The organism is Pseudomonas sp. AC239, from assembly GCF_979258545.1.
In genome coordinates, this window is the sequence record NZ_OZ409864.1 from 5744690 (window position 1) to 5766660 (window position 21971).

The window sequence follows — 21971 nt, forward strand, 5'->3', positions numbered from 1 at the left end:
TTCTTCAGCCATAATCCTAAAATGCGCCGGTTTTAAGAAATAACCCGTTACAAACTAACGGTATATCCAACCTTTCAGAGTTCGCCCGCGTGAATATTCGTCTCTCGATTCTGAGCCTGTTGCTTGCTGTTACAGGCACATTCATCACGCCAACGATCAACGCTGCGGAAACCACCGCTGTCCCACGTGACGCTTCGACTTTGAAGATCGCGTCCGGCAGCGCCCTGCTCATGGATATGCAGACCAACAAAGTCATCTATTCCAGCAACCCTGACGTGATCGTGCCGATCGCTTCCGTCAGCAAGCTGATGACTGGCCTGGTGGTGGTGGAAGCTCGACAGAACATGGACGAATGGATCGATGTCGACATCAGGAACACCCCGGAAATGAAGGGTGTGTTCTCCCGGGTCAAACTCAAGAGTGAGCTGCCGCGCCGGGAGATGCTGCTGATCGCCTTGATGTCATCGGAAAACCGCGCTGCCGCGAGTCTTGCCCACCACTATCCGGGCGGCTATGCGGCTTTTATCGCGGCGATGAACGCCAAGGCCAAGGCGCTGGGCATGACCAGCACGCACTTCGTCGAGCCGACCGGTTTGTCCGAGCGCAACGTTTCCACCGCCCGCGACCTGAGCAAATTACTGGTGGCCGCGCACAAGCAACCGCTTCTTGTGCAACTGACCACCACCAAGGAAAAGACCGTGGCGTTCCGTAAGCCCAACTACACCTTGGGCTTTCGCAATACCGATCATTTGGTCAACAAGGCTGGTTGGGATATCAAGATCACCAAGACCGGTTTCACCAACCCGGCCGGCCATTGCCTGGTGTTGGTGACAAAGATGGGCAACCGTCCGGTCGCGCTGGTGATTCTCGACGCCTTTGGCAAGTACACGCATTTTGCCGATGCCAGCCGTATCCGCAGCTGGGTGGAAACCGGACGCAGCGCCACTGTTCCCGCGGTGGCGCAGCAATATAAAGCCGACAAGAACCTCAAGAGCCGTCAGAGCGGCGTGGTCGAAGCGGCCAAGTAGGTCCAGCGGTCATGAAAAAGCCCCGAATCTTCGGGGCTTTTTTTCGTCTGCGCATCAGTCGTTGGGCAGCGGCATTTTGTCGTCATCGGGGATGCCATCGCCCGAGCTCGGCTCTGGCGAAACGTCCGGTGTCAGCACGTTGGGCCGCGCCAGTGGATCGCGCATCGGGCTGTCCGGATCCAGCACCGGATCAACTTCCGGCTCCGGCGTGGTCGGTACGCTCTCAGGTTTGTGGTCATCAAAACTGGAATCGGTACTCATACGCACCTCACATCAAGGTTTCAGATCGCCCAACGGGTCGTAGGGCTTGGCCGGCTTCTTAGGATCTTCACCGCGCTCGATATCCAGTGGCGCCTTCGCCGGCCCGACCGGATCGACTTGCGGATCGTCAAGGTCGGGCGAATCCGGGTCGAATCCCAGATCATCGCCGGAGGAATGTTCGGACGAATGCGGACCTTTCGGGGTTGGGGAATCTGCCATGTTGCCTCCTTGATTCACCCGCGAAGCACGGGCATTAATCTTCAGAGGCTCGCCGGGCGCAGTCGTGCCCGGCAGATGACGAACGGAGGTCTATTGCGCCGCAAGGGCCTTTCGCGCCTGCGCCGCAGCGTTTTCTTCACCGGCCTGCGCCAGGTCATCGGCGGCTTTCAGCCAACGGGAGCGATCGACGTCTGCCGGGATCTGCGACGGTTTCTGAATCAGGATCGCCCAGCCACCGGCCTTGTCAAACGCCGACTCGAAGCTGCCAAAATCCATCAACTGCCGACGATTCATGCCGGCGCGCAGCAGGACCTTCTGTTTATTGCGGTCGTAGCCGGACAGGATCGCGTAACGCGGCTCGGCCCAGAATGCCGAACCCTCACTGAAACGCACCATGACTGGATAGCCGGCCGCAACCTGGGTCAGCAACGCTGGCAGGTTGCTGTCGAGCGGATAGACGACCAGGCCATATTCGCGGGCAAGGTTCTGCATATTCTGCTGCAGCTTGTCCTCAGCGCCCGGCAAGTGCAGCGGTTTTTCCAGAAGGCCCGGGGTGATCACGATGCCTTGTTGCGACAGCAGACTGGCCAGCACCTGTGGCCCACTCTGGTTGGCTTCGCCGCGATAGAAAGTGCCGCTGAGCTCAACCCGCTCCGGCAAGCGTTTGACTTGCGGCGCCACATTGCCTGCACATCCGCTCAGCGCCGCCACACAAACGGCGACCAGCAGCGCCCCACTCACTCGAGAAAATACCCGCACCATCGTCACTCTCACCCAGACGCCGGTCATCGTGTTCCGGCAACGCCAGCGATCATAGAGCCGCACCCGCCCGCGGTATAGCCTTAAACCGCAGACTCTGCGATTGCATAGAGCAAACCGATTGGTCGCTAACGACCTTTGGTCAATAGCTTGAAACACCCCATTGACTAGACTGTCACTCAAATAGAGCGAATTGCGAAAAGCGGGCGCCCGATGCAGGGCGAAGAGGAGGCACCAATGAGCCTGACCATGACCATCGTGATGTTGATAGCCGGCTGGCTGGCCGTGGCGACTGCCATGTTGTGGGGTGTGCTGCGGATTTCGCGGCGGCATCATCATCCGGTGCAGACGATGCCGGTTGAGAAGACAGAAAAGCATGCCGTGCGACACGTTACTGCGCATTGAAGATCAAAAGCGCCCTCGCCCTAGCCCTCTCCGGAGGGAGAGGGAACTGACTGGGGTTGTTCTTTTGAGTTACGCAGACCTGAAATATCCAGCCGAACTCAGCATTTGAAAAGCCCAAAAATCGGCTCCCTCTTCCTCGGGAGAGGACTGGGGTGAGGAGCTGGTTTTCAAACACACCGCCAATATCAAAGTGAAAAAAAACCGCCTGGACTCAACCAGCCCAGACGGTTTTTTGTGTTCTCAGCAATTACGCCTGCTGAGCAACCTTCTTCTGCTTCGCCCGGCGCGACATCATGTTCAACACTTCGATACCCGCCGAGAATGCCATGGCCGCGTACACATAGCCTTTCGGTACGTGGGCGCCGAAGCCTTCGGCGATCAGCGTCATGCCGATCATGATCAGGAAGCCCAGCGCCAGCATGACCACGGTCGGGTTGTCGTTGATGAACTTGGCCAGCGGATCAGCCGCGAGCAGCATCACCAGCACCGACACTACTACCGCGATGATCATGATCGGCAAGTGTTCGGTCATGCCGACAGCCGTAATGATGCTGTCGATCGAGAACACCATGTCGAGCATCAGGATCTGACCGATAGCCGCAGCAAAACCCAGCGTTACGGTAGAAGCCGCAGTCTTCGGATCTTCTGGCGACGGGTCCATGCTGTGATGGATCTCGGTCGTGGCTTTCCACACCAGGAACAGACCACCGGCAATGAGGATCATGTCCTTCCAGGAGAACGCCTGGCCAAGGATTTCGATCACAGGCTCGGTCAACTGCACGATGAACGCGATGGTGCTCAACAACGCCAGACGCAGAATCAGGGCCATGCCGATACCGATACGACGCGCCTTCTGCCGATGCTGTTCGGGCAGCTTGTTGGTCAGGATCGAGATAAAGATCAGGTTATCGATGCCGAGCACGATTTCCATCACCACCAATGTGGCCAAAGCAACCCAGGCGGTGGGGCTGGCGGCGAGTTCTAACAGATATTCCATGGGTCAGTCCTGACTCTGTGTAAGACGGTTCAGATGGTCTTGGAGGAAGATTCGGATTCTTCCGCCTGTTTTTCCGGTGTTTCTTTCTTCTGGATCAAGCCACCGGTGGCATCGCTGAGCGCTTGCTCGGCGGCCTTGTGGGTGTCGTCGATCGCTTGCTTGGCGGTTTCAGCCGCCGCGCCCATCAATTGCTGGGCGCTTTTTTCTGCCTGATCGCAACCGGCCAGAACCAGTAAAGACGCAAACATCACTGCGGGAAATGTGTATTTCATAAGGTTTCCTTCGAATGAACAGACAGGCGCGCACACCGGCCGTCGATGGCTGGGCATTCTAGGGAGATGGACAGTTCAGGAAAATTCGTATTTTTAGCGGCTATACTTCGGTTTTCACGAAGCGACGATCAACATGCTCAACTACCGCCAACTGCATTACTTCTGGGTCGTGGCCAAGACCGGCAGCATTGTCCGCGCCTGCGAGCAATTGAACCTGACACCGCAGACCATCAGCGGGCAGATCTCCCTGCTCGAACAAACCTTTAACGTGGAACTGTTTCGTCGTGTCGGCCGCCAGCTGGAGCTCACCGAAGCCGGGCGCCAGGCCCTGCCCTACGCCGAGCAGATGTTTCAACTGGGCGGCGAGCTGGAGCTGATGCTGCGAGCGCAGCCCAACGAGCAGCAGATCCTCTTTCGCGTCGGCGTCGCCGACGTGGTGCCCAAATCGATTGTTTATCGCCTGATCGCGCCGACCATGGAGTTGAGCGAGCCGCTGCGCATCACCTGCCGCGAAGACAAGCTCGAGCGCCTGCTCGCCGATCTGGCCATTCAGCGTCTGGATCTGGTGATTTCCGACAGCCCGATGCCTTCGCATCTGGACATCAAAGGCTACAGCCAGAAGCTCGGTGAATGCGGGATCAGTTTTTTCGCCACCGCCGAACTCGCCGCGCAGTATGGCCAGGATTTCCCGCGCAGTCTGCATGGCGCGCCGCTGCTGATTCCCGGCGCGGAAACCGTGGTGCGCAGCCGTTTGCAGCGCTGGTTCGCCGAACAGCAGATCCAGCCGCAGATTGTCGGCGAATTCGATGACAGTGCTTTGATGCAGGCCTTCGGCCAATCCGGCAGCGGGATCTTTATCGGCCCGAGCGTGATTGCCGAGGAAGTGAAGCGCCAGTACGGCGTCGAGTTGATCGGCCAGACCGACGCGGTGAGCGAGTCGTTCTATGCCATTTCGGTGGAGCGCAAGGTCAAGCACCCTGGCATCGTAGCGATTACCGAGGGTGCCCGACGCGAGCTGTTTACCGGGTTATGAAGCGCAGACTTCACGCGGCTTCAGCGTCATCAGCACCATGGCGAGGAACACCGACAGCAAAATGAAGCCGGCAGCGGCAAAGCCCAGGAAGCCCAGGCCGGCACTGTCGATCACCCGGCCGCCAACCATCGCGCCCAGACCAATGCCGAGATTGGCCCCGGCGATGTTCAGCGACGCGGCGAAGGCCGGCGCTTCCGGCGCGGCTTTCATCAGGCGCACATGGCTGACCAGGAACAGCGCCGCCTGAGTCACGCCCCAGATGCCCATCGCCACCGCCAGACCCACTGGCGAATGAATGTTCGGCACCAGCGAAACCATACCGGCGATCATGAACGCACAGAACAACACCGACGCCCCCAACGGATGCCGATCCACCGCTCGCCCACCGAGCGAGTTGCCGATCAGCCCGACTGCGCCAAATGCCATCAGGCACCAGCCGACCACGGTGCCGTTGAAACCGGCAAGTCGTTCGAGGATGTCGGCAAGGTAGGTGTAAGCGGTGAACATGCCGCTGAACACCAGAATCGACAACAGGATATGGCCGAGCATCAGCGGGCTGCGCAAGATTTTGAACTGCGAACGGAAGCTGACCTGATGCTGGTGCAGACTGGTTTTCGGCAGGTAGACAAACAGCAGCAAGGCTTTGGCAAACGCGATCAACGCCAGAATGCCGAATGCGCTGCGCCAGCCGAACGCGTCGGAAATCAGCGTGCCGACCGGAATGCCGAACACCGTGGCGCAGACGATACCGAAGCCGATCTTGGCGATGGCGCGGCCGGCGAAATCCGGGCCGACGATGTCGACGGCGGTTTCACTCGCCAACGCCCAGAACACCGGCAAACCCAACGCCGGAATCAGACGCGCGATGGCCATCACCCAGATATTCGGCGCCAACGCTGCAACGGTATTGGCCAGACCGAACATGATCAGAATGCTGATGAACAGTTTGCGCCGCTCGAAACGGGCGAAATACGCGGTGAGGAACGGGCCGAACAGCGCCACGGTGAAGGCGAACAAGGTCACCAGCAGCCCGGCTTGCGGGATGCTGACTTCGAGGTCGCGGGCGATCGCCGGCAACAGGCCGACAATGACGAATTCCGTGGTCAGCACCGTGAACCCGGCGGCGGACAACAGAAGAATAGGCAACAGCATGCGCAACTCCAGCAAAACGACGACACCAGCGATGACCCGGAGGCCCGCTGGCAGAACTTGAAAATGAGGATGGCGAAGCTTAACAGACTGCGTCCGCACTGAGTTGCCCAAAACTGCCGATCTGCCGGGCCGATCCGGTGGCAGATCGTCACAGGCCTGAAGGTTCACGCCTACGCTGTGATAAAGTCCGCGCCCTGAAAATCGTACAGCTGTTCAACGTGCCGTTTGGCGGCGTTGATGTCACTTCGACAGGCGTTTCGTGACTGCCCACGACGCTTCGCACCCTATAAAAAACAGAGATGCCGCTATGACCGCTTCATCCCCTTCGTTACTGCAACGCCTGAAACGCCTGAGTCTGGTGACCCAGATCGTCATTGGTCTGATCGCCGGTATTGCCCTGGCCCTGATTGCACCGGAGCTGGCGAAGTCCACCGCGTTCATCGGCAAGGTGTTTGTCTCGGCGTTGAAAGCCGTGGCGCCGATTCTGGTGTTCGTGCTGGTGATGGCCTCGATCGCCAACCACAAGCACGGCCAGGAAACCCACATCCGGCCGATCCTGTTCCTCTACCTGCTGGGCACATTCAGCGCTGCGGTGGTGGCCGTGGTCGCCAGCATGGCGTTCCCGTCGAGTTTGGTGTTGTCCACCGAAAACGTTGCCGTGACTGCGCCCGGCGGCATCGGCGAAGTGCTGCAAAGCCTGTTGCTGAGCGTCGTCGATAACCCGGTCAGCGCGCTGATGAATGCCAATTTCATCGGCATTCTGGCCTGGGCGATCGGCATGGGCATTGCCATCCGCCACGCTGGCGACACCACTCGCGAAGTGCTCGGTGACTTGTCCAACGGCGTCACCGTGATCGTCCGTGTGGTCATTCGCTTCGCGCCGCTGGGCATCTTCGGCCTGGTCGCGTCGACATTGGCCACCTCCGGTTTCGGCGCGCTGCTCGGCTACGCGCACCTGCTGGCGGTGCTGCTGGGCTGCATGCTGTTTGTCGCGCTGGTGATGAACCCGCTGATCGTGTTCTGGAAGCTGCGCCGCAATCCGTACCCGTTGACCCTGATGTGCCTGCGCGAAAGCGGCATCACCGCGTTCTTCACCCGCAGCTCGGCGGCAAACATTCCGGTCAACCTGGAATTGAGCAAACGCCTGGGCCTGCACGAAGACACCTACTCGGTATCGATCCCGCTCGGCGCGACCATCAACATGGCCGGTGCGGCGATCACCATTACCGTGCTGACCCTGGCGGCGGTGCACACCTTGGGCATCGCCGTGGACATCCCGACCGCGATCCTGCTCAGCGTCGTCGCCGCGATTTGCGCCTGTGGTGCTTCGGGTGTGGCCGGCGGTTCGCTGCTGCTGATTCCGCTGGCGTGCAGCCTGTTCGGCATCCCGAGCGAGATCGCCATGCAGGTCGTGGCGGTGGGCTTCATTATTGGCGTGCTGCAGGATTCGGCGGAGACCGCGCTGAACTCGTCGACTGACGTGCTGTTTACAGCGGCGGCTTGCCTGGGCGAGGAAGAGAAGGCTCAGCGTACGGCGTAACCGCCTTACCTTGTGGGAGCGAGCCTGCTCGCGAAAGGGGCGAGACCTTCAGCATAAATAGCGCCTGATACGCCGCATTCGCGAGCAGGCTCGCTCCCACAGAAAAACAAAAGCCCGCCAAGGCGCGAACCTTGGCGGGCTTTTTCGTATCGGGGTGTTTAGAACGCGCCCATGTAATCGCGCTTGCCCACTTCCACGCCGTTATGACGCAGCAACGCATAGGTGGTGGTGACGTGGAAGAAGAACTGCGGCAAGCCGTAAGTCAGCAGATACGCCTGACCACTGAAGCGCTTCTCTTTCGGCGTGCCCGGACGGGTGACGATTTCGATGCCTTCCTTGCCATCGATCTGCTCTGGCTTGATCTCGCCAATGAAGGCCAGAACCTTGGCGATCAGCGCTTGCAGTTCGGCGAAGGTGGTTTCAGTGTCGTCGTACTTCGGCAGTTCGACTTCGGCCAGACGCGCCGACACGCCTTTGGCGAAATCCACGGCGATCTGCACCTGACGCACCAGCGGGAACATGTCCGGGTACAGACGCGCTTGCAGGAAGACGCTCTGGTCGATGTTTTTCGCGCTGGCGTGGGCTTCGGCCTTTTTCAGCACATCGCTCAGGGCGTTGAGCATTTGTTGAAAAACCGGGACGGATGCGGCGTACAGTGAAATGGTCATGGCAATCTCATGTGATGGCTGGGTAATACGTGGTGGCGATTATAGCCATGCTTGATGAGCACACGGCTTGCCTTTTGTTTGGCAAGGATTAGGCTAGGCGGCTTCGACTGCAGAGGGAACGCGCGATGAGCAACGAACAAGAATCCACCTCCGACCAGCCACGGCTCAATGCCACGGAAATCCGCATTCTCGGTGCGCTGATCGAAAAACAGGCCACCAGCCCGGAAACCTACCCGCTGACCCTCAACGCACTAGTGCTGGCATGCAATCAGAAAACCAGCCGCGAACCGGTGATGAACCTCAATCAGGGCCAGGTCGGGCAGAGCCTGCGGGCGCTGGAGGGTCGTGGCTTTACCCGGCTGGTGATGGGCAGCCGTGCCGACCGCTGGGAGCACAAGGTCGACAAGGCGCTGGAACTGGTGCCGGCACAGGTGATTCTGACGGGTCTGATGTTTCTGCGCGGTCCGCAGACCGTCAACGAACTGCTGACCCGCAGCGGGCGCATGCACGAGTTCGAAGACACCGAGCAGGTCGTGCATCAGCTTGAACGCCTGATTGCACGCGGACTGGCGGTATTGATTCCGCGTCAGGCCGGGCAGCGCGAGGATCGTTATACCCATGCCTTGGGCGATCCGGCAGATATCGAAGCGATCCTGGCGGCGCGGCAGAATCCCGGGGAGCGCTCGGGCGGTGGCGTGTCCCTGGAGCGTATCGAAGAACTCGAGGCCCGCATCGCGGCGCTGGAAGAACGCCTGGCCCGCCTCGAATAATCACAACAGAACCTCTGTGGGAGCGAGCCTGCTCGCGAACGCGTAGTGTCAGTCACCACGATCTCGGATGACCCACCGCCTTCGCGAGCAGGCTCGCTCCCACAGGGTCTGCGCCATATTCAGCTGCCCGCTCTATTCCCCATCCCAATAATCCACCCCATCCACCTGCCGCGCGACAGCGATAAAGCCCGATGCGTCGCCCTCGGCATCCACCGTGAAATGATCGATCACCGCATACTTGTTCGAGTCCGGATACTCGCAGATCTCCGGCTGCTGCTGAGTGCTCACCGCCAGATAACGCAGCTCATCCGCGCTGGTATTGATGATCTGATGTGCCTTCTCCGGTCCGCCGGGTGGGCAGGCGATCACATCACCGGCGCGGATCGGAAAACGCTCGTCTCCCAACCGCACCTCGCCCTCCCCGGCCACCACGTAGAACATTTCCTCGTTGACCCGATGGCTGTGGAATGGACTGCCGCGCATGCCTGCGGGCAGCGCGTACAAGCGATAACCGAGCTTCTGCGCACCCAGTTGCTGACCGATCCGCGCGATACGCTGCTGATAACGCCCGGCGGTATCGCCTTGCGGCGCGAGGGCTTCGGGTAGGGCTTCGAGTTCGACCTCGTTGAGGTTGAGGATGGGCGGATGCATGGGCGGCCTCGGTTAAGGTTTTTGAGGTGGGCAGGTCTGTGCGTGCCGGCGAGGATTATAGATAGTGATCCAGAACCGCAGCGCGGCCTTCGCGAGCAGGCTCGCTCCCACATTCAATCGCATTCCAGCTCAACCTGTGGGAGCGAGCCTGCTCGCGAAGAGGCCCGCCACGCCACTTCAAACCCGATCAGCTACGCGCAAACGCCACCGCCGCCGCAAACTGCGCCTCATTCGGCCGCAACCCGGTGTACAGCACAAACTGCTCGAGCGCCTGAATCGCGATCACCTCAAGCCCGGTGATCACTCGCTTGCCCTCGGCCCGCGCACGCACGATCAGCGGTGTTTCCGACGGAATCGCCACCACGTCGAATACAGTCTCAGCCGCTTTGATCACTTCAGGCTCGAACGCCAGTTGCCCCGCCTCCGGCCCGCCGTCCATGCCTACCGGGGTGACATTGATCAGCATCTGCGGGCGCTCGTCACCCAGCTCGGCCTGCCAGCGATAACCCAGCGAATCCGCCAGGGCGCGGCCGGCGCGTTCGTTACGGGCGACAATCAAACCGTTCTTGTACCCACCATCGCGCAGGGCGCTGGCCACCGCTTTGGCCATGCCGCCGCTGCCACGCAGGGCGAAGGTCGAATCTTTCGGCACCGCGTGGCTTTCCAGCAATTGCGCGACGGCGATGTAATCGGTGTTGTAGGCCTTGAGGTGGCCGCCAGTGTTGACGATGGTGTTGATCGACTGGATCGCCGCCGCCGACGCATCCAGCTCATCGACCAGCGCAATGCAGGCTTCCTTGAACGGCATCGACACGCCGCAGCCGCGAATGCCCAGTGCCCGGATGCCGCCGACCGCGCCGGTCAGGTCCTGGCTGCTGAATGCCTTGTAATAGAAATTCAGGCCCAGCTGTTCATACAAATGGTTGTGAAAACGCAGACCGAAATTCCCCGGCCGCCCCGACAGGGACATGCACAGTTGGGTGTCTTTGTTCGGGTTCATCTGCATGAAACTTCTCCTTCAAACGCACTTTCGGATGGACGGGATTGGCCAGCCCACCGGGTTCTGGATCATCATTCAGGCTTGTTTGTGGCGCCGCGCAGCCGGGTAAAGAAGCCGCTACAGACCTTACACAAAATTTACCCAGCGGCTGTGCTGAATTTCGCAAATTTGCTGTCTTAGCTGTATCCCCGCGACAACTGTGGGCCTGGTTCAGGCCCAGCCGCCGGGTCGAAGAACCGAGGACTTATCATGATTCGTAAACTTCCCATCATGGCTTTGTTGATTGGCGCACTTGCCGTCACCGGCCAGGCTGAAGCGGGTGGTGGCCATGGCTGGCAGGGCCCTGCAGTGTTTGGCGCGATCGTCGGCTCGGCCATCATCGGCTCGGCACTGATCAACCAGGATCGGCCGGTGTACGTGCAGCAGCAGCCGGTTTATGTACAGCCGCAACCGGTCTACGTGCAGCAACCGCCACCACCGGTCTATTACCAACCGGCGCCGGTGTATGTGCAGCAACCGGTTTACGTACAGCCGGCCCCGGTCTATTACGGCCCGCCTCGCGGTTATTACGGTCGGCCCCACGGCTATTACGGCGGCCCACACGGTTACTACGGTGGTCCACGCTGGTAAGCGCAACACAGAGCCCTGCTTTCGAGCGGGGCTTTTTTATGACCGCTGGTCGGCGAAGGTCTGAAAAAATCGCGCCGAGGTCGCTGTGAGGACAGTGTGAGCAGCTAAAGTCGGCATGATGGAATCGACCGTTGGGCTTTTTTTCATCAAACGGTCACCACTTTGTCATGACGGAACCGCAATCTGAATCCGTCCGTAAACAACAGATCGATAACAACAAGGACGACTGTATGCCCACCCAAAACCCGCACCGCATCGTTGGTCTGTGCACCTCGAGCAAGGTCTACAGCGCGCTCACCGAGCTCAAGCACCTGGAAGGCCATCGCTGCGCCAAGCTGCTGTCCCTGCTCGCCGAAAACCTGGTGCACAAGGGCCTGCTCAATGAACGCGAAGTCATGCACATGCTCGATCAAGTGGTGGAATGACGCCAGACCTCACTGGCATCAATGACCACTATCGAAAGCGTTGATTGTCCGTCGTGCCGGCAAATCCCTAAGGTAGCCCCATCAGTTTGATGGAGGGTTTTCCCATGGCACAGGTTCAAATCATGTCGGTGATCGGCAGCGCAGTTCCCGCTTCGCTGCGTGCATCCGGTTTGCTCGCTTGCTGGTATCTGGTGCGCGATGGCGAGCCGATCAGCGGCCCGCTCACCTCCTTGCCAGCAGCACAGGCCTTGTCGCAACAAGTCGCCAGCAACACGTTTCATGCCTAAGGCAGCTGCACCTTGGGCTTGGTCTCGACGAACAGCGCCCAGCTCGACAGGAACAATGCGGCAATCAGCGGCCCGATCACAAAGCCGTTGAGGCCGAAGACCGCGAGGCCGCCCAGGGTCGACACCAGAATCAGGTAATCGGGCATTTTCGTGTCCTTGCCCACCAGAATCGGGCGCAGCACGTTATCGACCAGGCCGATCACGAATACGCCGAACAAGCCCAACACCACACCCTGCCAGATCATCCCGCTGAGCAGGAAGTACACCGCCACCGGCGCCCAGACAATCCCAGCGCCCACTGCTGGCAACAGCGACAGAAACGCCATCAGCACCGCCCACAGCAACGCGCTGGGAATGTCGAGAAACCAGAAGATCAGCCCGCCCAGCGCACCCTGGGTCACGGCCACTACCACGTTGCCCTTGACCGTCGCGCGCACCACGCGGTTGAACTTCAGTTGCAGGCGACGCTTGTGGTTTTCCTCCAGTGGCACGGCGGTGCGCATCTTGCGCGCCAGCTCGGGGCCGTCTCGCAGAAAGAAAAACAGCAGATACAGCATGATGAAAAAGCTCACCACGAATTCAAACGTGCCCTGGCCGAAACTGAACGCCTGAGTCGCCAGCACCTGGCTGCCCTGCATCGCCGTTTTGACGATTTTCTCGCGCAGGCTGTCGAGTTCGCCCATGCCGAAGCGGTCGAGCAAGTGCTGAAAGTACGGCGGCAGGCTGTGCTTGAACTGCGCCAGATAGGCGGCGATGTCCAACTCACCGCTTTCGATGTTCTTGTAAACCGTCGCGCCTTCCTGCACCAGCAGGATGCTGACGATGATCACTGGCAGAATCGCGATCACCAGGCACAGGCTCAAGGTGCACAGCGAGGTCACGTTGCGTGGCCAGCCGAATTTCAGCTGCACCTTGCGCTGCACCGGCGCAAACAGAATGCCGAGGATCACAGCCCAGAACACCGCGCCGTAAAACGGCAGCAGAATCCAGATAAAGGCCACCGTGACCAGCACCAGCAGCACTGTCAGGGATTTGAATTGCAGACTCTTTTCGTTCATATCCGGTCCATGTCAGTCAGGCGTCACGCACGCCCGCCCCACTTAGTCAGCCGCCGCGCGCGCGAGTGCCATGTTTATTCATGGAGCATAGATCCAGATCAATAAACCCTCGCAACATCTCCCCTACCCTGCGCGGCTTTTGCGACCGACAGCCAAATGCAGACTCTCATTGCCCCCGAGCTTCTCGCCCCCGCCGGCACCCTGAAAAACATGCGTTACGCCTTCGCCTACGGCGGCGATGCGGTCTACGCCGGCCAGCCGCGCTACAGCCTGCGGGTGCGCAACAACGAATTCGACCACGCCAACCTGGCGCTGGGCATTCGAGAGGCGCAGGCGCAGGGCAAGCGCTTCTACGTGGTGGTCAACATCGCCCCGCACAACGCCAAACTGAAGACGTTTCTCAAGGATCTGGCGCCGGTGATCGAGATGGCCCCGGATGCGCTGATCATGTCCGATCCGGGCCTGATCATGCTGGTGCGCCGGCATTATCCGCAGATGCCGATTCATCTGTCGGTACAGGCCAATACGGTGAATTGGGCGAGCGTCGAGTTCTGGCAGCAACAGGGGCTGAGCCGGATCATTCTTTCGCGCGAACTGTCCCTGGAAGAAATCGGTGAAATCCGCGAGCAGGTGCCAGGCATGGAGCTGGAAGTATTCGTGCATGGCGCGCTGTGCATGGCCTATTCCGGGCGCTGCCTGCTGTCCGGTTACATGAACAAACGCGATGCCAATCAGGGCACCTGCACCAACGCCTGCCGCTGGAAATACACGGCGCAGGAAGCCACGCAAAACCAGCTCGGCGAGATCGTCCAGACCTTTCAACCCGAGCCCACGCTAGGCCTCGGCGCACCGACCGACCAGGTCTTTCTGTTGCAGGAAACCAACCGGCCCGAGGCATTGATGCCAGCCTTCGAAGACGAACACGGCACCTACATCATGAACGCCAAGGACCTGCGCGCCGTGCAGCATGTCGAGCGGCTGACGCGCATGGGCGTGCATTCGCTGAAGATCGAGGGCCGGACCAAATCGCACTTCTACTGCGCACGCACCACGCAGGTGTATCGCCGGGCGATTGATGATGCGGTGGCCGGGCGCGCGTTTGATCGCAGCCTGATGCTGGATCTGGAGTCGCTGGCCCAGCGCGGCTACACCGAAGGTTTTCTGCGCCGCCATGTGCATGACGAATATCAGAACTACCAGCACGGCAGTTCCGTGTCGGAGCGTCAGCAGTTCGTTGGCGAGCTGACCGGCGAGCGCCGGGATCGCCTGGCCGAGGTGAAAGTGAAGAATCGTTTTGCCGTAGGCGATCATCTGGAACTGATGACGCCCAAGGGCAATTTCCATTTTGATCTGCATGAGTTGCAGAGTGTCAGCGGCCAAGCGATCAAAGTGGCGCCGGGGGACGGGCATACGGTCTACGTGCCGATACCGGACGCGGTGGACTTGCGCTTTGGGTTGTTGATGCGGGATTTGCGAGTTGGTTGACTGGCGATCCTGTCTGGCAATCGCAGCTTGGCCGTGATTTGCTGGTGAAGCCGATGCCGTCTTCGCGAGCAGGCTCGCTCCCACAGTGAATGACAAAAACTCCCTGTGGGAGCGAGCCTGCTCGCGAAGAGGCCGGCGAACTCAGCAAAAAACACCAGACCTCAGCACCTATCATCCGACAACGATCACTGTCGCAACCTTGCGTCGGCAAACTCCTCCCGCAACATCCCCACAAACGCCTCCCGCGCGGGATGCACGCCTGCATTCTCATGCCAGTAAAACAAATTCTCGATCGCCGTCAGTTCGGCAAATTCATGACCCACGCAGCCCGCACCTTTGGCGTACTGCTCGAACACGCCCTTGGGCACCAGCGCCACCCCGGCACCGGCGCTGACGCAGCCGACAATCGCTCCGTAACTGGCCAGACTGACAATCGGCAGCGCCTGCCCTCGGCGCAGTAACCAATGCTCAAGTGCCGCGCGGTATGGGCAACCCGGTGGCCACATGAACAGGGTTTTGTCTTGCAGATCCGCGATGTCACGCACCGGGCCGAATGAAGTCGAGGCGATCAGTAACAATTCCTCTGGATACATCGGCGTGCGTTTGAGCTGAGCACGTTCGACATCTACCGCCACGATCGCGCCATCGAGACGATGGTTGACAGTGTCGTCGAGCAACTGGCTCCAGGTTCCGGTGGTCAGTTCCAGTGCGACTTGCGGGTAGCGCTTGTGGAATTTCGCCAGCAGGCGCGGCAAGCGCCCGGTCGCCGAGGACTCGATCGCGCCAATACGCAGCGGTCCGGACGGCTCGGCGGCCGGGTCGAGCGCGCGTTTGGCTTCGACGGTCAGCGCCAGAATCTTTTCCGCATAAACCAGAAAGGTCTGCCCCGCCGGGCTGATGCGCAACCCGCGCCCCTCGCGCAAGAACAGCGCTACGCCCAATTCGGTCTCCAGCGCTTTGATCCGCGCAGTAATATTCGATGGCACGCAGAACAGCTTTTCGGCGGCGCGAGCAATGCTGCCGACCTCGGCCACGGTCTTGAACATGCGGATTTGCGCCAGCTCCATAATCATCACTCTGAGTGAACAGTCAGCGCAGTATAAGTCAGTTGTGACGAATGATCGGGCGCCCGGATACTCGGCGCATCCACTGCCTTGGTGCCTCGATCATGACTTCAACTTCTAACTGCAAAATTATCCTGGCCATGGCGTTTGTCATCGGCTGCTGGGGCTATTCGCCTACTGGCATTCACATCGGCTTGCAAGGGTATGAGCCCGGACATCTGGCCTTGCTGCGTTTTCTGCTGGCCTCGCTGTTGATGGCGCTGATCGCCATCGTCAAGGGCATTCGCTTGCCGCAGTGGCGCGATGTGCCGTTGCTGTTTGCCTTGGGCTTCTTTGCCGTCAGCCTGCATCACGTCGCCCTGAACATCGGCCAGCAAAACATCAGTGCCGGGGCTTCCAGCGTGCTGGCGCAATCGAGCCCGTTGTTCAGCACGCTGCTGGCGCGATTCGTCTTCAAGGACTGCGTCAGCATCTGGCGCTGGGGTTGCGTGTTGCTTGGATTTGTCGGCGTGGTGATCGTGGTCAGTGGCGATAGAGGCCTGGGCGCTATCGATGCCCATGGCTTGCTGATTTTGTTGGCGGCGCTTTCCTGGAGCCTCTATTTCGCCCTGCAAAAGCATCATGCGCGGCGGTATGACGGTTTCAGCCTGGGCTGCTACGCGGTGTGGTCGGGGACGTTGCTGTTGCTGATTTATCTGCCGGGGCTGGCTGACGCCGTGATGCAGGCGCCGGCGCGTGCGCAGTGGGCGGTGCTGATGTTGGGGATGTTTCCCAGCGCTCTGGCGTATCTGGCCTGGGGCTTCGTGCTCAAGCATGTGGATTTGAGTCGAGCGACGATGACTTTGTATCTGATACCGCCGACAGCCATGGGAATCGCGTCGTGGGGATTGGGGGAACGGCCGACGTTGATGGTTCTGATGGGGGCGGTGGTGGTGTTGATCAGTGTGTTGGCGTTGAATCTGGAGCGTGGGCCTGGGGTCGTTCGGGCAGTTGAGACCAAGGCGTGAATCTGCTGTGAATCCGATGCCGTCTTCGCGAGCAGGCTCGCTCCCACAGTGGATCTGTGTCGTACATACATCCATTGTGGGAGCGAGCCTGCTCGCGAAGAGGCCGGCCCACTCAATGAATAATCCAGACCTCAGCGCATATCATCCGACAACGGTGTCGGCTCATCCGCCGGCGGTACATCGTCGTCATCCGGCGGATCCTTCCAGTCGTCCGGACGGTCGGCATCGCTCAGTGGATCGCGCCCCGGGTCCATCCCCGGCGGCGCATCGTGATCGCTCAGCGTCGGCTCGTCGGTGCCGGATACGGGGCGGGTCTGGTCGGTGGGCGCCATGCCACCGGGAACAAGTGCGTCATCAGCCATGCTGCACCTCACAATACAGGCCCGGATTATCCAGGACGTATTACTTGGAAGCGCGGATGTCGAGGGCGTGCGGTAGATCAGACCAGCGGCATCAGCCCTGGGCGATAAAGCGATCACGACTGTTGGTCAGGTGCAGCCACATGGCGGCGCGGGCGGCATCGGCGTCCTGACGCTTGATCGCATTCAGAATCGCCTCGTGTTCCAGATTCGCCAAGTGTCCGAGCTTGCTCAGATCCGCCGCGCCGCGTTCGGCGGCATTCAGCCGATTGCGCGGGATCATCGCGTTGCCCAAGTGCTGCATGATCTCGCTGAAACAAGCGTTGCCGGTGGCCTCGGCGATCAACAGATGAAAACGCCGATCGGCCTCCACGCAACTGTCGTTGTTGGCCAGCAGCCGCTGATAGTCATCCAGCGCCTGACGCATTTGCTGCAACTGCTGCTCACTGCGTCGCTGCGCGGCCAACGCCGCCGCTTGCGTCTCCAGACCCATGCGCAATTCGAGGATGCTGCGCACACCAAGCGCCGTGTCGACATTCAGGCGCAGGCCCTGCTCCGCTGCGCGCTCGATCACGAAGGTACCGATGCCGTGGCGCGTCTCGACCAGCCCCGAGGCCTGCAACTTGGAAATCGCCTCGCGCACCACCGTGCGGCTGACCCCGTGTTCCTGAACGATGGAATTCTCCGACGGCAGTTTGTCACCGGGCGACAGTTGTCCGAGCAGGATGCTCTGGGTGAGCTTTTCCACCAGGTCATGAGCGAGATTGTGCGTGCGTTTGCGCGCGGGCGCGTCGAAGTCTTCTTGCATGGTCGGTTCCGGAGATCGGGGCTTGCCGATCGTAGCACTGCAGGATGACGGTTGAGATTGATTTGAGCGGTTGAGAGCGCCCCAACTTGTATGACAACACTCAATTAACTCAGGTCTGTTGAGCGGCCTGCCTACGCCCACCCCCAGCCATAAGTCCAAAGTGGCGCCCCATCATGCTTGCCAATCGCCTAATAAATACGGCGTATAACCGAATTTTCGTATAAAAATCAGAACGCTCATAAGAATTTAATCACCTCCGCCCACTTGTAGGACAAAAAAGCGCAGTTGTATGATGTCTATCAACAACGCAGCACCCAGACCTACCCGCATAAAAATAATCAGTGGGAGAAACATCAGTGAAAACCTCCATCTCGGGGATGCAGGAAAGCGTCGATCCGACGCTCGCCTCAGCCATCTCCAAAGTCAAACGCCACGTCCTGCCGCTCTTCGTGATCATGTTCATCGTCAATTACATTGACCGGGTGAACATCGGTTTCGTCCGCACCCACATGGAAACCGATCTGGGCATTGGTGCTGCCGCCTATGGCTTCGGCGCCGGGCTGTTCTTTATCGGTTACGCGCTGTTCGAAGTGCCTTCGAACATGCTTCTGCAAAAAGTCGGCGCACGCATCTGGCTGACCCGCATCATGTTCACCTGGGGCATAGTCGCCGCCTGCATGGCGTTCATCCAGAACGAAACCCACTTCTACATTTTGCGTTTCCTGCTCGGTGTCGCCGAGGCCGGATTCTTTCCCGGGGTGATCTATTACTTCACCCGTTGGCTGCCAGGCGTCGAGCGTGGCAAGGCGATCGCGATCTTTCTCAGCGGCTCGGCCGTGGCCTCGCTGATCTCCGGTCCGCTGTCCGGCCTGCTACTGCAGATCAATGGCCTGGGCATGCACGGCTGGCAGTGGATGTACTTCATCGAGGGGATGTTCTCGGTGTGCCTGTGCGTCTTTGTCTGGTTCTGGCTGGATGCAAAACCCCACGACGCAAAATGGCTGAGCCGCGCCGAACAGGATGCGCTGGTCAGCGCCATCGACGACGAGCAAAAGGCCCGCGAAGCCGCGACGCCGATCCGGCCGTCGCTGGGCAAACTGCTCAAGGACCGGCAGATCATTCTGTTCTGCCTGATCTACTTCTTCATTCAGCTGACCATTTACGCGGCGACCTTCTGGCTGCCGAGCATCATCAAGAAGATGGGCGAACTCAGCGACGTGCAGGTCGGCCTGTTCAACTCGATTCCATGGTTGCTGTCGATCGTCGGCATGTACGCCTTCGCCTCGCTGTCGGCGAAGTGGAAGCATCAGCAAGCGTGGGTCGCCACGGCGCTGCTGATCGCCGCAGCCGGCATGTTCATGTCCACCACGGGCGGGCCGATCTTTGCCTTCGTCGCGATCTGCTTTGCGGCACTGGGTTTCAAATCCGCCTCGTCGCTGTTCTGGCCGATTCCCCAGGCTTATCTGGACGCTCGTATCGCGGCGGCAGTGATCGCGCTGATCAACTCGGTGGGCAACCTCGGCGGCTTCGTCGCGCCGACCACCTTCGGCCTGCTGGAGCAACACACCGGCTCGATCCAGGGCGGCCTCTATGGTCTGGCCGCGACCTCGATCATCGCCGCAATCATCGTCTTCGCCGCGCGCACCACGCCGAAACCCGCTGCTGAAAAAGCTGTGGCCGACGCCGCACCGAAACACGCCTGACTTCGTCTCGACAAGGAAAACAATAATGACTGTTCACGATACCGCCAAAGCTCCGATCATCACCGACATGCAGGTCATTCCGGTGGCCGGTCACGACGGCATGCTGCTCAACCTGAGCGGCGCCCACGGGCCGTTTTTCACCCGCAACATCGTCATCCTCAAGGACAACGCCGGCCACACCGGCGTCGGCGAAGTGCCCGGTGGCGAGCGCATTCGCCAGACACTGGAAGATGCACGCAATCTGGTGGTCGGCAGCCCCATCGGCACCTACCAGAAGATCCTCAACCAGGTGCGCCAGACCTTCGCCGACCGCGATGCCGGTGGCCGTGGCCTGCAGACGTTCGACCTGCGCATCACCATTCACGCGGTCACCGGCCTGGAAGCCGCCCTCCTCGACCTGCTCGGCCAACATCTGGACGTGCCGGTGGCGGCGCTGCTCGGTGAAGGCCAGCAACGCGACGAAGTGAAGATGCTCGGTTATCTGTTTTACGTTGGCGATCAACACGAAACCGATCTGGCCTATCGCAGCGAACCGGATGCCGACAACGACTGGTTCCGTGTCCGCCACGAGAAAGCCATGACCGCCGAAGCGGTCGTGCGTCTGGCGGAGGCGGCGCACGCCAAGTACGGTTTCAAGGATTTCAAACTCAAGGGCGGCGTGCTCAGCGGCGATGCCGAAATCGAAGCGGTCACGGCACTGGCCGAGCGCTTCCCTGAAGCGCGAATCACCCTCGATCCGAACGGCGCATGGTCGCTGAAAGAGGCGATTCGTCTGTGCCGCGATCAGCACCACGTACTCGCCTACGCCGAAGATCCGTGCGGTGCCGAAAACGGTTATTCCGGGCGCGAAGTCATGGCTGAATTCCGCCGCGCCACCGGGCTGAAAACCGCGACCAACATGATCGCCACCGACTGGCGTGAAATGGGCCACGCGATTCAGTTGCAGTCAGTGGACATCCCGCTGGCCGACCCGCACTTCTGGACCATGCAGGGTTCGGTACGCGTCGCGCAGATGTGCCATGAGTGGGGCCTGACCTGGGGCTCGCATTCCAACAACCACTTCGATATTTCCCTGGCCATGTTCACCCACGTCGCCGCCGCCGCACCGGGCGAGATCACCGCCATCGACACTCACTGGATCTGGCAGGACGGCCAGCGCCTGACCAAGGCACCGCTGCAGATTGTCGATGGTCTCGTGCAGGTGCCGAAAAAACCCGGGCTGGGCGTGGAGCTGGACATGGATCAAGTGGCCAAGGCCCACGAACTGTACAAAGGCATGGGCCTCGGCGCGCGGGATGACAGCGTGGCAATGCAGTTCCTGATTCCGGGGTGGAAATTCGATAACAAGCGGCCGTGTCTGGTGCGGTGATCCAGCAGGCGTCGCTGATTGCAATTGTGGGAGCGAGCCTGCTCGCGAAGGCGTCAGGTCAGTCGATAGTGCTGTCGCTGATACACCGCTTTCGCGAGCAGGCTCGCTCCCACAAAGGGGTTTTGTGTCAGGCAGAAACTTGCAGCAACCACGCCTTGAACGCTTTCATCGCCACCGTTTCCGCTCGCGATTGCAACCGCGTCAGCCAGTAACTGCCGGTGGTGATCTCGATCGCAAACGGCTGGCAAATCGCATCTGCTGCCAGTTGCCGGGCGAACATCAGCGGCGGCGCCAACGCCACCCCGCCGCCCTGCAGTGCGGCTTCCATCATCGCCAGCGACGAATCGAAAACGATGCTTTGCGGTGGCGCGGCTTGCGTCGCCAAACCTGCCGCGTGAAACCACTCTGGCCATTCATCGGTGCGATAGGAACGCAGCAAGGTCTGCTGCAACAAGTCAGCCGGCGAGCGCAGTTGCCGGGCAATCTCCGGCACGCACAAGACCGACAACGGCGCATCGAGCAAGCGTGTCGCCTCGATGCCATGCCAGGCGCCAGCGCCGAAACGAATCGCATAATCCAGTCCTTCTGCCGCCACATCGACCCGGTTGTTATTCGTCGAGAGGCGTAAATCGATCAGTGGATATTTCCCCCGAAAGTCCGCCAGCCTCGGCAACAACCAGCCCACGGCAAACGTGCCCACTGCGCCGACCGTCAGCATGTCGCGATACTGCCCCCCGGCCAGACGCTCGAGCATCTGTGCAATATGATCGAATGAGGTGCTGAGCACCGGCAGCAAGGTTTCGCCTTCACTGGTCAGCATCAGCCCACGGGGCAGGCGTTTGAACAGGGTCAGGTTGAGTTGCGCTTCCAGGCTTTTGACCTGATGGCTCACCGCCGCTTGCGTCACACAAAGCTCGACGGCAGCACGGGTGAAGCTCAGGTGGCGCGCCGAGGCTTCAAACGCGCGCAGAGCGTTGAGCGGCAGTTGCGGTCGAATCATGCGTTGCCTCAAATTTTTCTA

26 protein-coding genes are annotated in these 21971 nt (G+C 60.2%); 12 read left to right on the forward strand and 14 right to left on the reverse strand.

What is annotated here, in order from left to right; translation table 11 throughout:
* Positions 1-89: 89 nt before the first annotated feature.
* On the forward strand, positions 90-1028 hold the full coding sequence (gene pbpG, locus ACZ0AZ_RS26015) for a D-alanyl-D-alanine endopeptidase (RefSeq protein ID WP_463538445.1): 939 nt from the start codon (positions 90-92) through the stop codon (positions 1026-1028).
* 54 nt (positions 1029-1082) lie between these two features.
* On the opposite strand, the gene ACZ0AZ_RS26020 is transcribed toward pbpG, so the two are convergent.
* From ACZ0AZ_RS26020 to ACZ0AZ_RS26030, 3 genes are all read right to left on the reverse strand, one after another.
* A complete protein-coding gene (locus ACZ0AZ_RS26020; protein WP_039763377.1) occupies positions 1083-1289 on the reverse strand; it encodes a hypothetical protein in 207 nt (68 codons plus the stop codon).
* Between the two features lie 12 nt (positions 1290-1301).
* Positions 1302-1508 carry a DUF6021 family protein gene (locus ACZ0AZ_RS26025; RefSeq protein ID WP_039763378.1) on the reverse strand — a complete coding sequence of 69 codons (207 nt, stop codon included), beginning with the start codon at positions 1506-1508 and terminating at the stop codon, positions 1302-1304.
* A 90-nt stretch (positions 1509-1598) separates the two neighbouring features.
* Entirely contained in the window at positions 1599-2270 is a 672-nt protein-coding gene (locus tag ACZ0AZ_RS26030) for a peptidase C39 family protein (protein ID WP_039763381.1), read from the reverse strand.
* Positions 2271-2504: 234 nt separating this feature from the next.
* Between ACZ0AZ_RS26030 and ACZ0AZ_RS26035 the strand changes: the two genes are divergently transcribed.
* Positions 2505-2672, forward strand: coding sequence for a hypothetical protein (locus tag ACZ0AZ_RS26035; RefSeq protein ID WP_310406486.1), 168 nt, complete (start codon positions 2505-2507; stop codon positions 2670-2672).
* Positions 2673-2919: 247 nt separating this feature from the next.
* Here the strand turns inward: ACZ0AZ_RS26035 and ACZ0AZ_RS26040 are convergent, their stop codons facing one another.
* Positions 2920-3669 carry a TerC family protein gene (locus tag ACZ0AZ_RS26040; RefSeq protein ID WP_463538446.1) on the reverse strand — a complete coding sequence of 250 codons (750 nt, stop codon included), beginning with the start codon at positions 3667-3669 and terminating at the stop codon, positions 2920-2922.
* 29 nt (positions 3670-3698) lie between these two features.
* Entirely contained in the window at positions 3699-3941 is a 243-nt protein-coding gene (locus tag ACZ0AZ_RS26045) for a hypothetical protein (RefSeq protein WP_065615992.1), read from the reverse strand.
* 133 nt (positions 3942-4074) lie between these two features.
* Between ACZ0AZ_RS26045 and nhaR the strand changes: the two genes are divergently transcribed.
* Positions 4075-4974 carry a transcriptional activator NhaR gene (gene nhaR / locus ACZ0AZ_RS26050; RefSeq protein ID WP_039763383.1) on the forward strand — a complete coding sequence of 300 codons (900 nt, stop codon included), beginning with the start codon at positions 4075-4077 and terminating at the stop codon, positions 4972-4974.
* Here the strand turns inward: nhaR and ACZ0AZ_RS26055 are convergent.
* Positions 4969-6126: an MFS transporter gene (locus ACZ0AZ_RS26055; RefSeq protein WP_024013467.1), complete on the reverse strand. Its 1158-nt coding sequence runs from the start codon at positions 6124-6126 to the stop codon at positions 4969-4971. The two genes, nhaR and ACZ0AZ_RS26055, sit on opposite strands and share 6 nt — an antisense overlap.
* 307 nt (positions 6127-6433) lie before the next feature.
* Here ACZ0AZ_RS26055 and sstT point away from each other — a divergent pair, with 307 nt between their 5' ends.
* Positions 6434-7666 (forward strand): serine/threonine transporter SstT, encoded by a 1233-nt coding sequence (sstT, locus tag ACZ0AZ_RS26060; RefSeq protein ID WP_463538447.1) that lies wholly within the window; start codon positions 6434-6436, stop codon positions 7664-7666.
* A 158-nt stretch (positions 7667-7824) separates the two neighbouring features.
* Here the strand turns inward: sstT and ACZ0AZ_RS26065 are convergent, their stop codons facing one another.
* Positions 7825-8334: a DUF1993 domain-containing protein gene (locus ACZ0AZ_RS26065; protein WP_016775348.1), complete on the reverse strand. Its 510-nt coding sequence runs from the start codon at positions 8332-8334 to the stop codon at positions 7825-7827.
* A gap of 125 nt (positions 8335-8459) precedes the next feature.
* Here ACZ0AZ_RS26065 and ACZ0AZ_RS26070 point away from each other — a divergent pair, with 125 nt between their 5' ends.
* Positions 8460-9104, forward strand: a complete 645-nt coding sequence (locus ACZ0AZ_RS26070) for a YceH family protein (protein ID WP_463538448.1) — start codon at positions 8460-8462, stop codon at positions 9102-9104.
* A gap of 132 nt (positions 9105-9236) precedes the next feature.
* On the opposite strand, the gene ACZ0AZ_RS26075 is transcribed toward ACZ0AZ_RS26070, so the two are convergent.
* A complete protein-coding gene (locus tag ACZ0AZ_RS26075; protein WP_463538449.1) occupies positions 9237-9755 on the reverse strand; it encodes a cupin domain-containing protein in 519 nt (172 codons plus the stop codon).
* Positions 9756-9942: 187 nt separating this feature from the next.
* A complete protein-coding gene (locus ACZ0AZ_RS26080) occupies positions 9943-10761 on the reverse strand; it encodes a shikimate 5-dehydrogenase (protein WP_129999603.1) in 819 nt (272 codons plus the stop codon).
* A gap of 243 nt (positions 10762-11004) precedes the next feature.
* Here ACZ0AZ_RS26080 and ACZ0AZ_RS26085 point away from each other — a divergent pair, with 243 nt between their 5' ends.
* From ACZ0AZ_RS26085 to ACZ0AZ_RS26095, 3 genes are all read left to right on the forward strand, one after another.
* The gene (locus tag ACZ0AZ_RS26085) at positions 11005-11385 is read left to right on the forward strand and encodes a hypothetical protein (RefSeq protein WP_024013471.1); all 381 of its coding nucleotides are present in this window, start codon (positions 11005-11007) and stop codon (positions 11383-11385) included.
* Positions 11386-11615: 230 nt separating this feature from the next.
* Entirely contained in the window at positions 11616-11810 is a 195-nt protein-coding gene (locus ACZ0AZ_RS26090; protein ID WP_016770691.1) for a hypothetical protein, read from the forward strand.
* A 104-nt stretch (positions 11811-11914) separates the two neighbouring features.
* The gene (locus ACZ0AZ_RS26095; RefSeq protein ID WP_016770690.1) at positions 11915-12097 is read left to right on the forward strand and encodes a hypothetical protein; all 183 of its coding nucleotides are present in this window, start codon (positions 11915-11917) and stop codon (positions 12095-12097) included.
* Here the strand turns inward: ACZ0AZ_RS26095 and ACZ0AZ_RS26100 are convergent.
* Positions 12094-13155, reverse strand: coding sequence for an AI-2E family transporter (locus ACZ0AZ_RS26100; RefSeq protein WP_039763392.1), 1062 nt, complete (start codon positions 13153-13155; stop codon positions 12094-12096). The two genes, ACZ0AZ_RS26095 and ACZ0AZ_RS26100, sit on opposite strands and share 4 nt — an antisense overlap.
* A gap of 156 nt (positions 13156-13311) precedes the next feature.
* Between ACZ0AZ_RS26100 and trhP the strand changes: the two genes are divergently transcribed.
* A complete protein-coding gene (gene trhP / locus ACZ0AZ_RS26105; protein WP_463570613.1) occupies positions 13312-14640 on the forward strand; it encodes a prephenate-dependent tRNA uridine(34) hydroxylase TrhP in 1329 nt (442 codons plus the stop codon).
* 185 nt (positions 14641-14825) lie between these two features.
* Here the strand turns inward: trhP and ACZ0AZ_RS26110 are convergent, their stop codons facing one another.
* The gene (locus ACZ0AZ_RS26110; RefSeq protein ID WP_463538450.1) at positions 14826-15707 is read right to left on the reverse strand and encodes a LysR family transcriptional regulator; all 882 of its coding nucleotides are present in this window, start codon (positions 15705-15707) and stop codon (positions 14826-14828) included.
* 101 nt (positions 15708-15808) lie between these two features.
* Here ACZ0AZ_RS26110 and ACZ0AZ_RS26115 point away from each other — a divergent pair, with 101 nt between their 5' ends.
* The gene (locus ACZ0AZ_RS26115; protein WP_463538451.1) at positions 15809-16711 is read left to right on the forward strand and encodes a DMT family transporter; all 903 of its coding nucleotides are present in this window, start codon (positions 15809-15811) and stop codon (positions 16709-16711) included.
* 131 nt (positions 16712-16842) lie between these two features.
* Here ACZ0AZ_RS26115 and ACZ0AZ_RS26120 read toward each other — a convergent pair whose 3' ends face one another.
* Both ACZ0AZ_RS26120 and ACZ0AZ_RS26125 read right to left on the reverse strand, forming a co-directional pair.
* Entirely contained in the window at positions 16843-17073 is a 231-nt protein-coding gene (locus ACZ0AZ_RS26120; RefSeq protein WP_129999607.1) for a hypothetical protein, read from the reverse strand.
* A 91-nt stretch (positions 17074-17164) separates the two neighbouring features.
* Entirely contained in the window at positions 17165-17878 is a 714-nt protein-coding gene (locus tag ACZ0AZ_RS26125; RefSeq protein WP_129999608.1) for a FadR/GntR family transcriptional regulator, read from the reverse strand.
* Positions 17879-18234: 356 nt separating this feature from the next.
* Between ACZ0AZ_RS26125 and ACZ0AZ_RS26130 the strand changes: the two genes are divergently transcribed.
* Positions 18235-19581, forward strand: coding sequence for an MFS transporter (locus ACZ0AZ_RS26130; RefSeq protein ID WP_039763397.1), 1347 nt, complete (start codon positions 18235-18237; stop codon positions 19579-19581).
* A gap of 25 nt (positions 19582-19606) precedes the next feature.
* The gene (gudD, locus tag ACZ0AZ_RS26135; RefSeq protein WP_024013479.1) at positions 19607-20950 is read left to right on the forward strand and encodes a glucarate dehydratase; all 1344 of its coding nucleotides are present in this window, start codon (positions 19607-19609) and stop codon (positions 20948-20950) included.
* Positions 20951-21077: 127 nt separating this feature from the next.
* Here the strand turns inward: gudD and ACZ0AZ_RS26140 are convergent, their stop codons facing one another.
* Entirely contained in the window at positions 21078-21950 is an 873-nt protein-coding gene (locus ACZ0AZ_RS26140) for a LysR family transcriptional regulator (RefSeq protein WP_129999609.1), read from the reverse strand.
* Between the last annotated feature and the right edge of the window lie 21 nt (positions 21951-21971).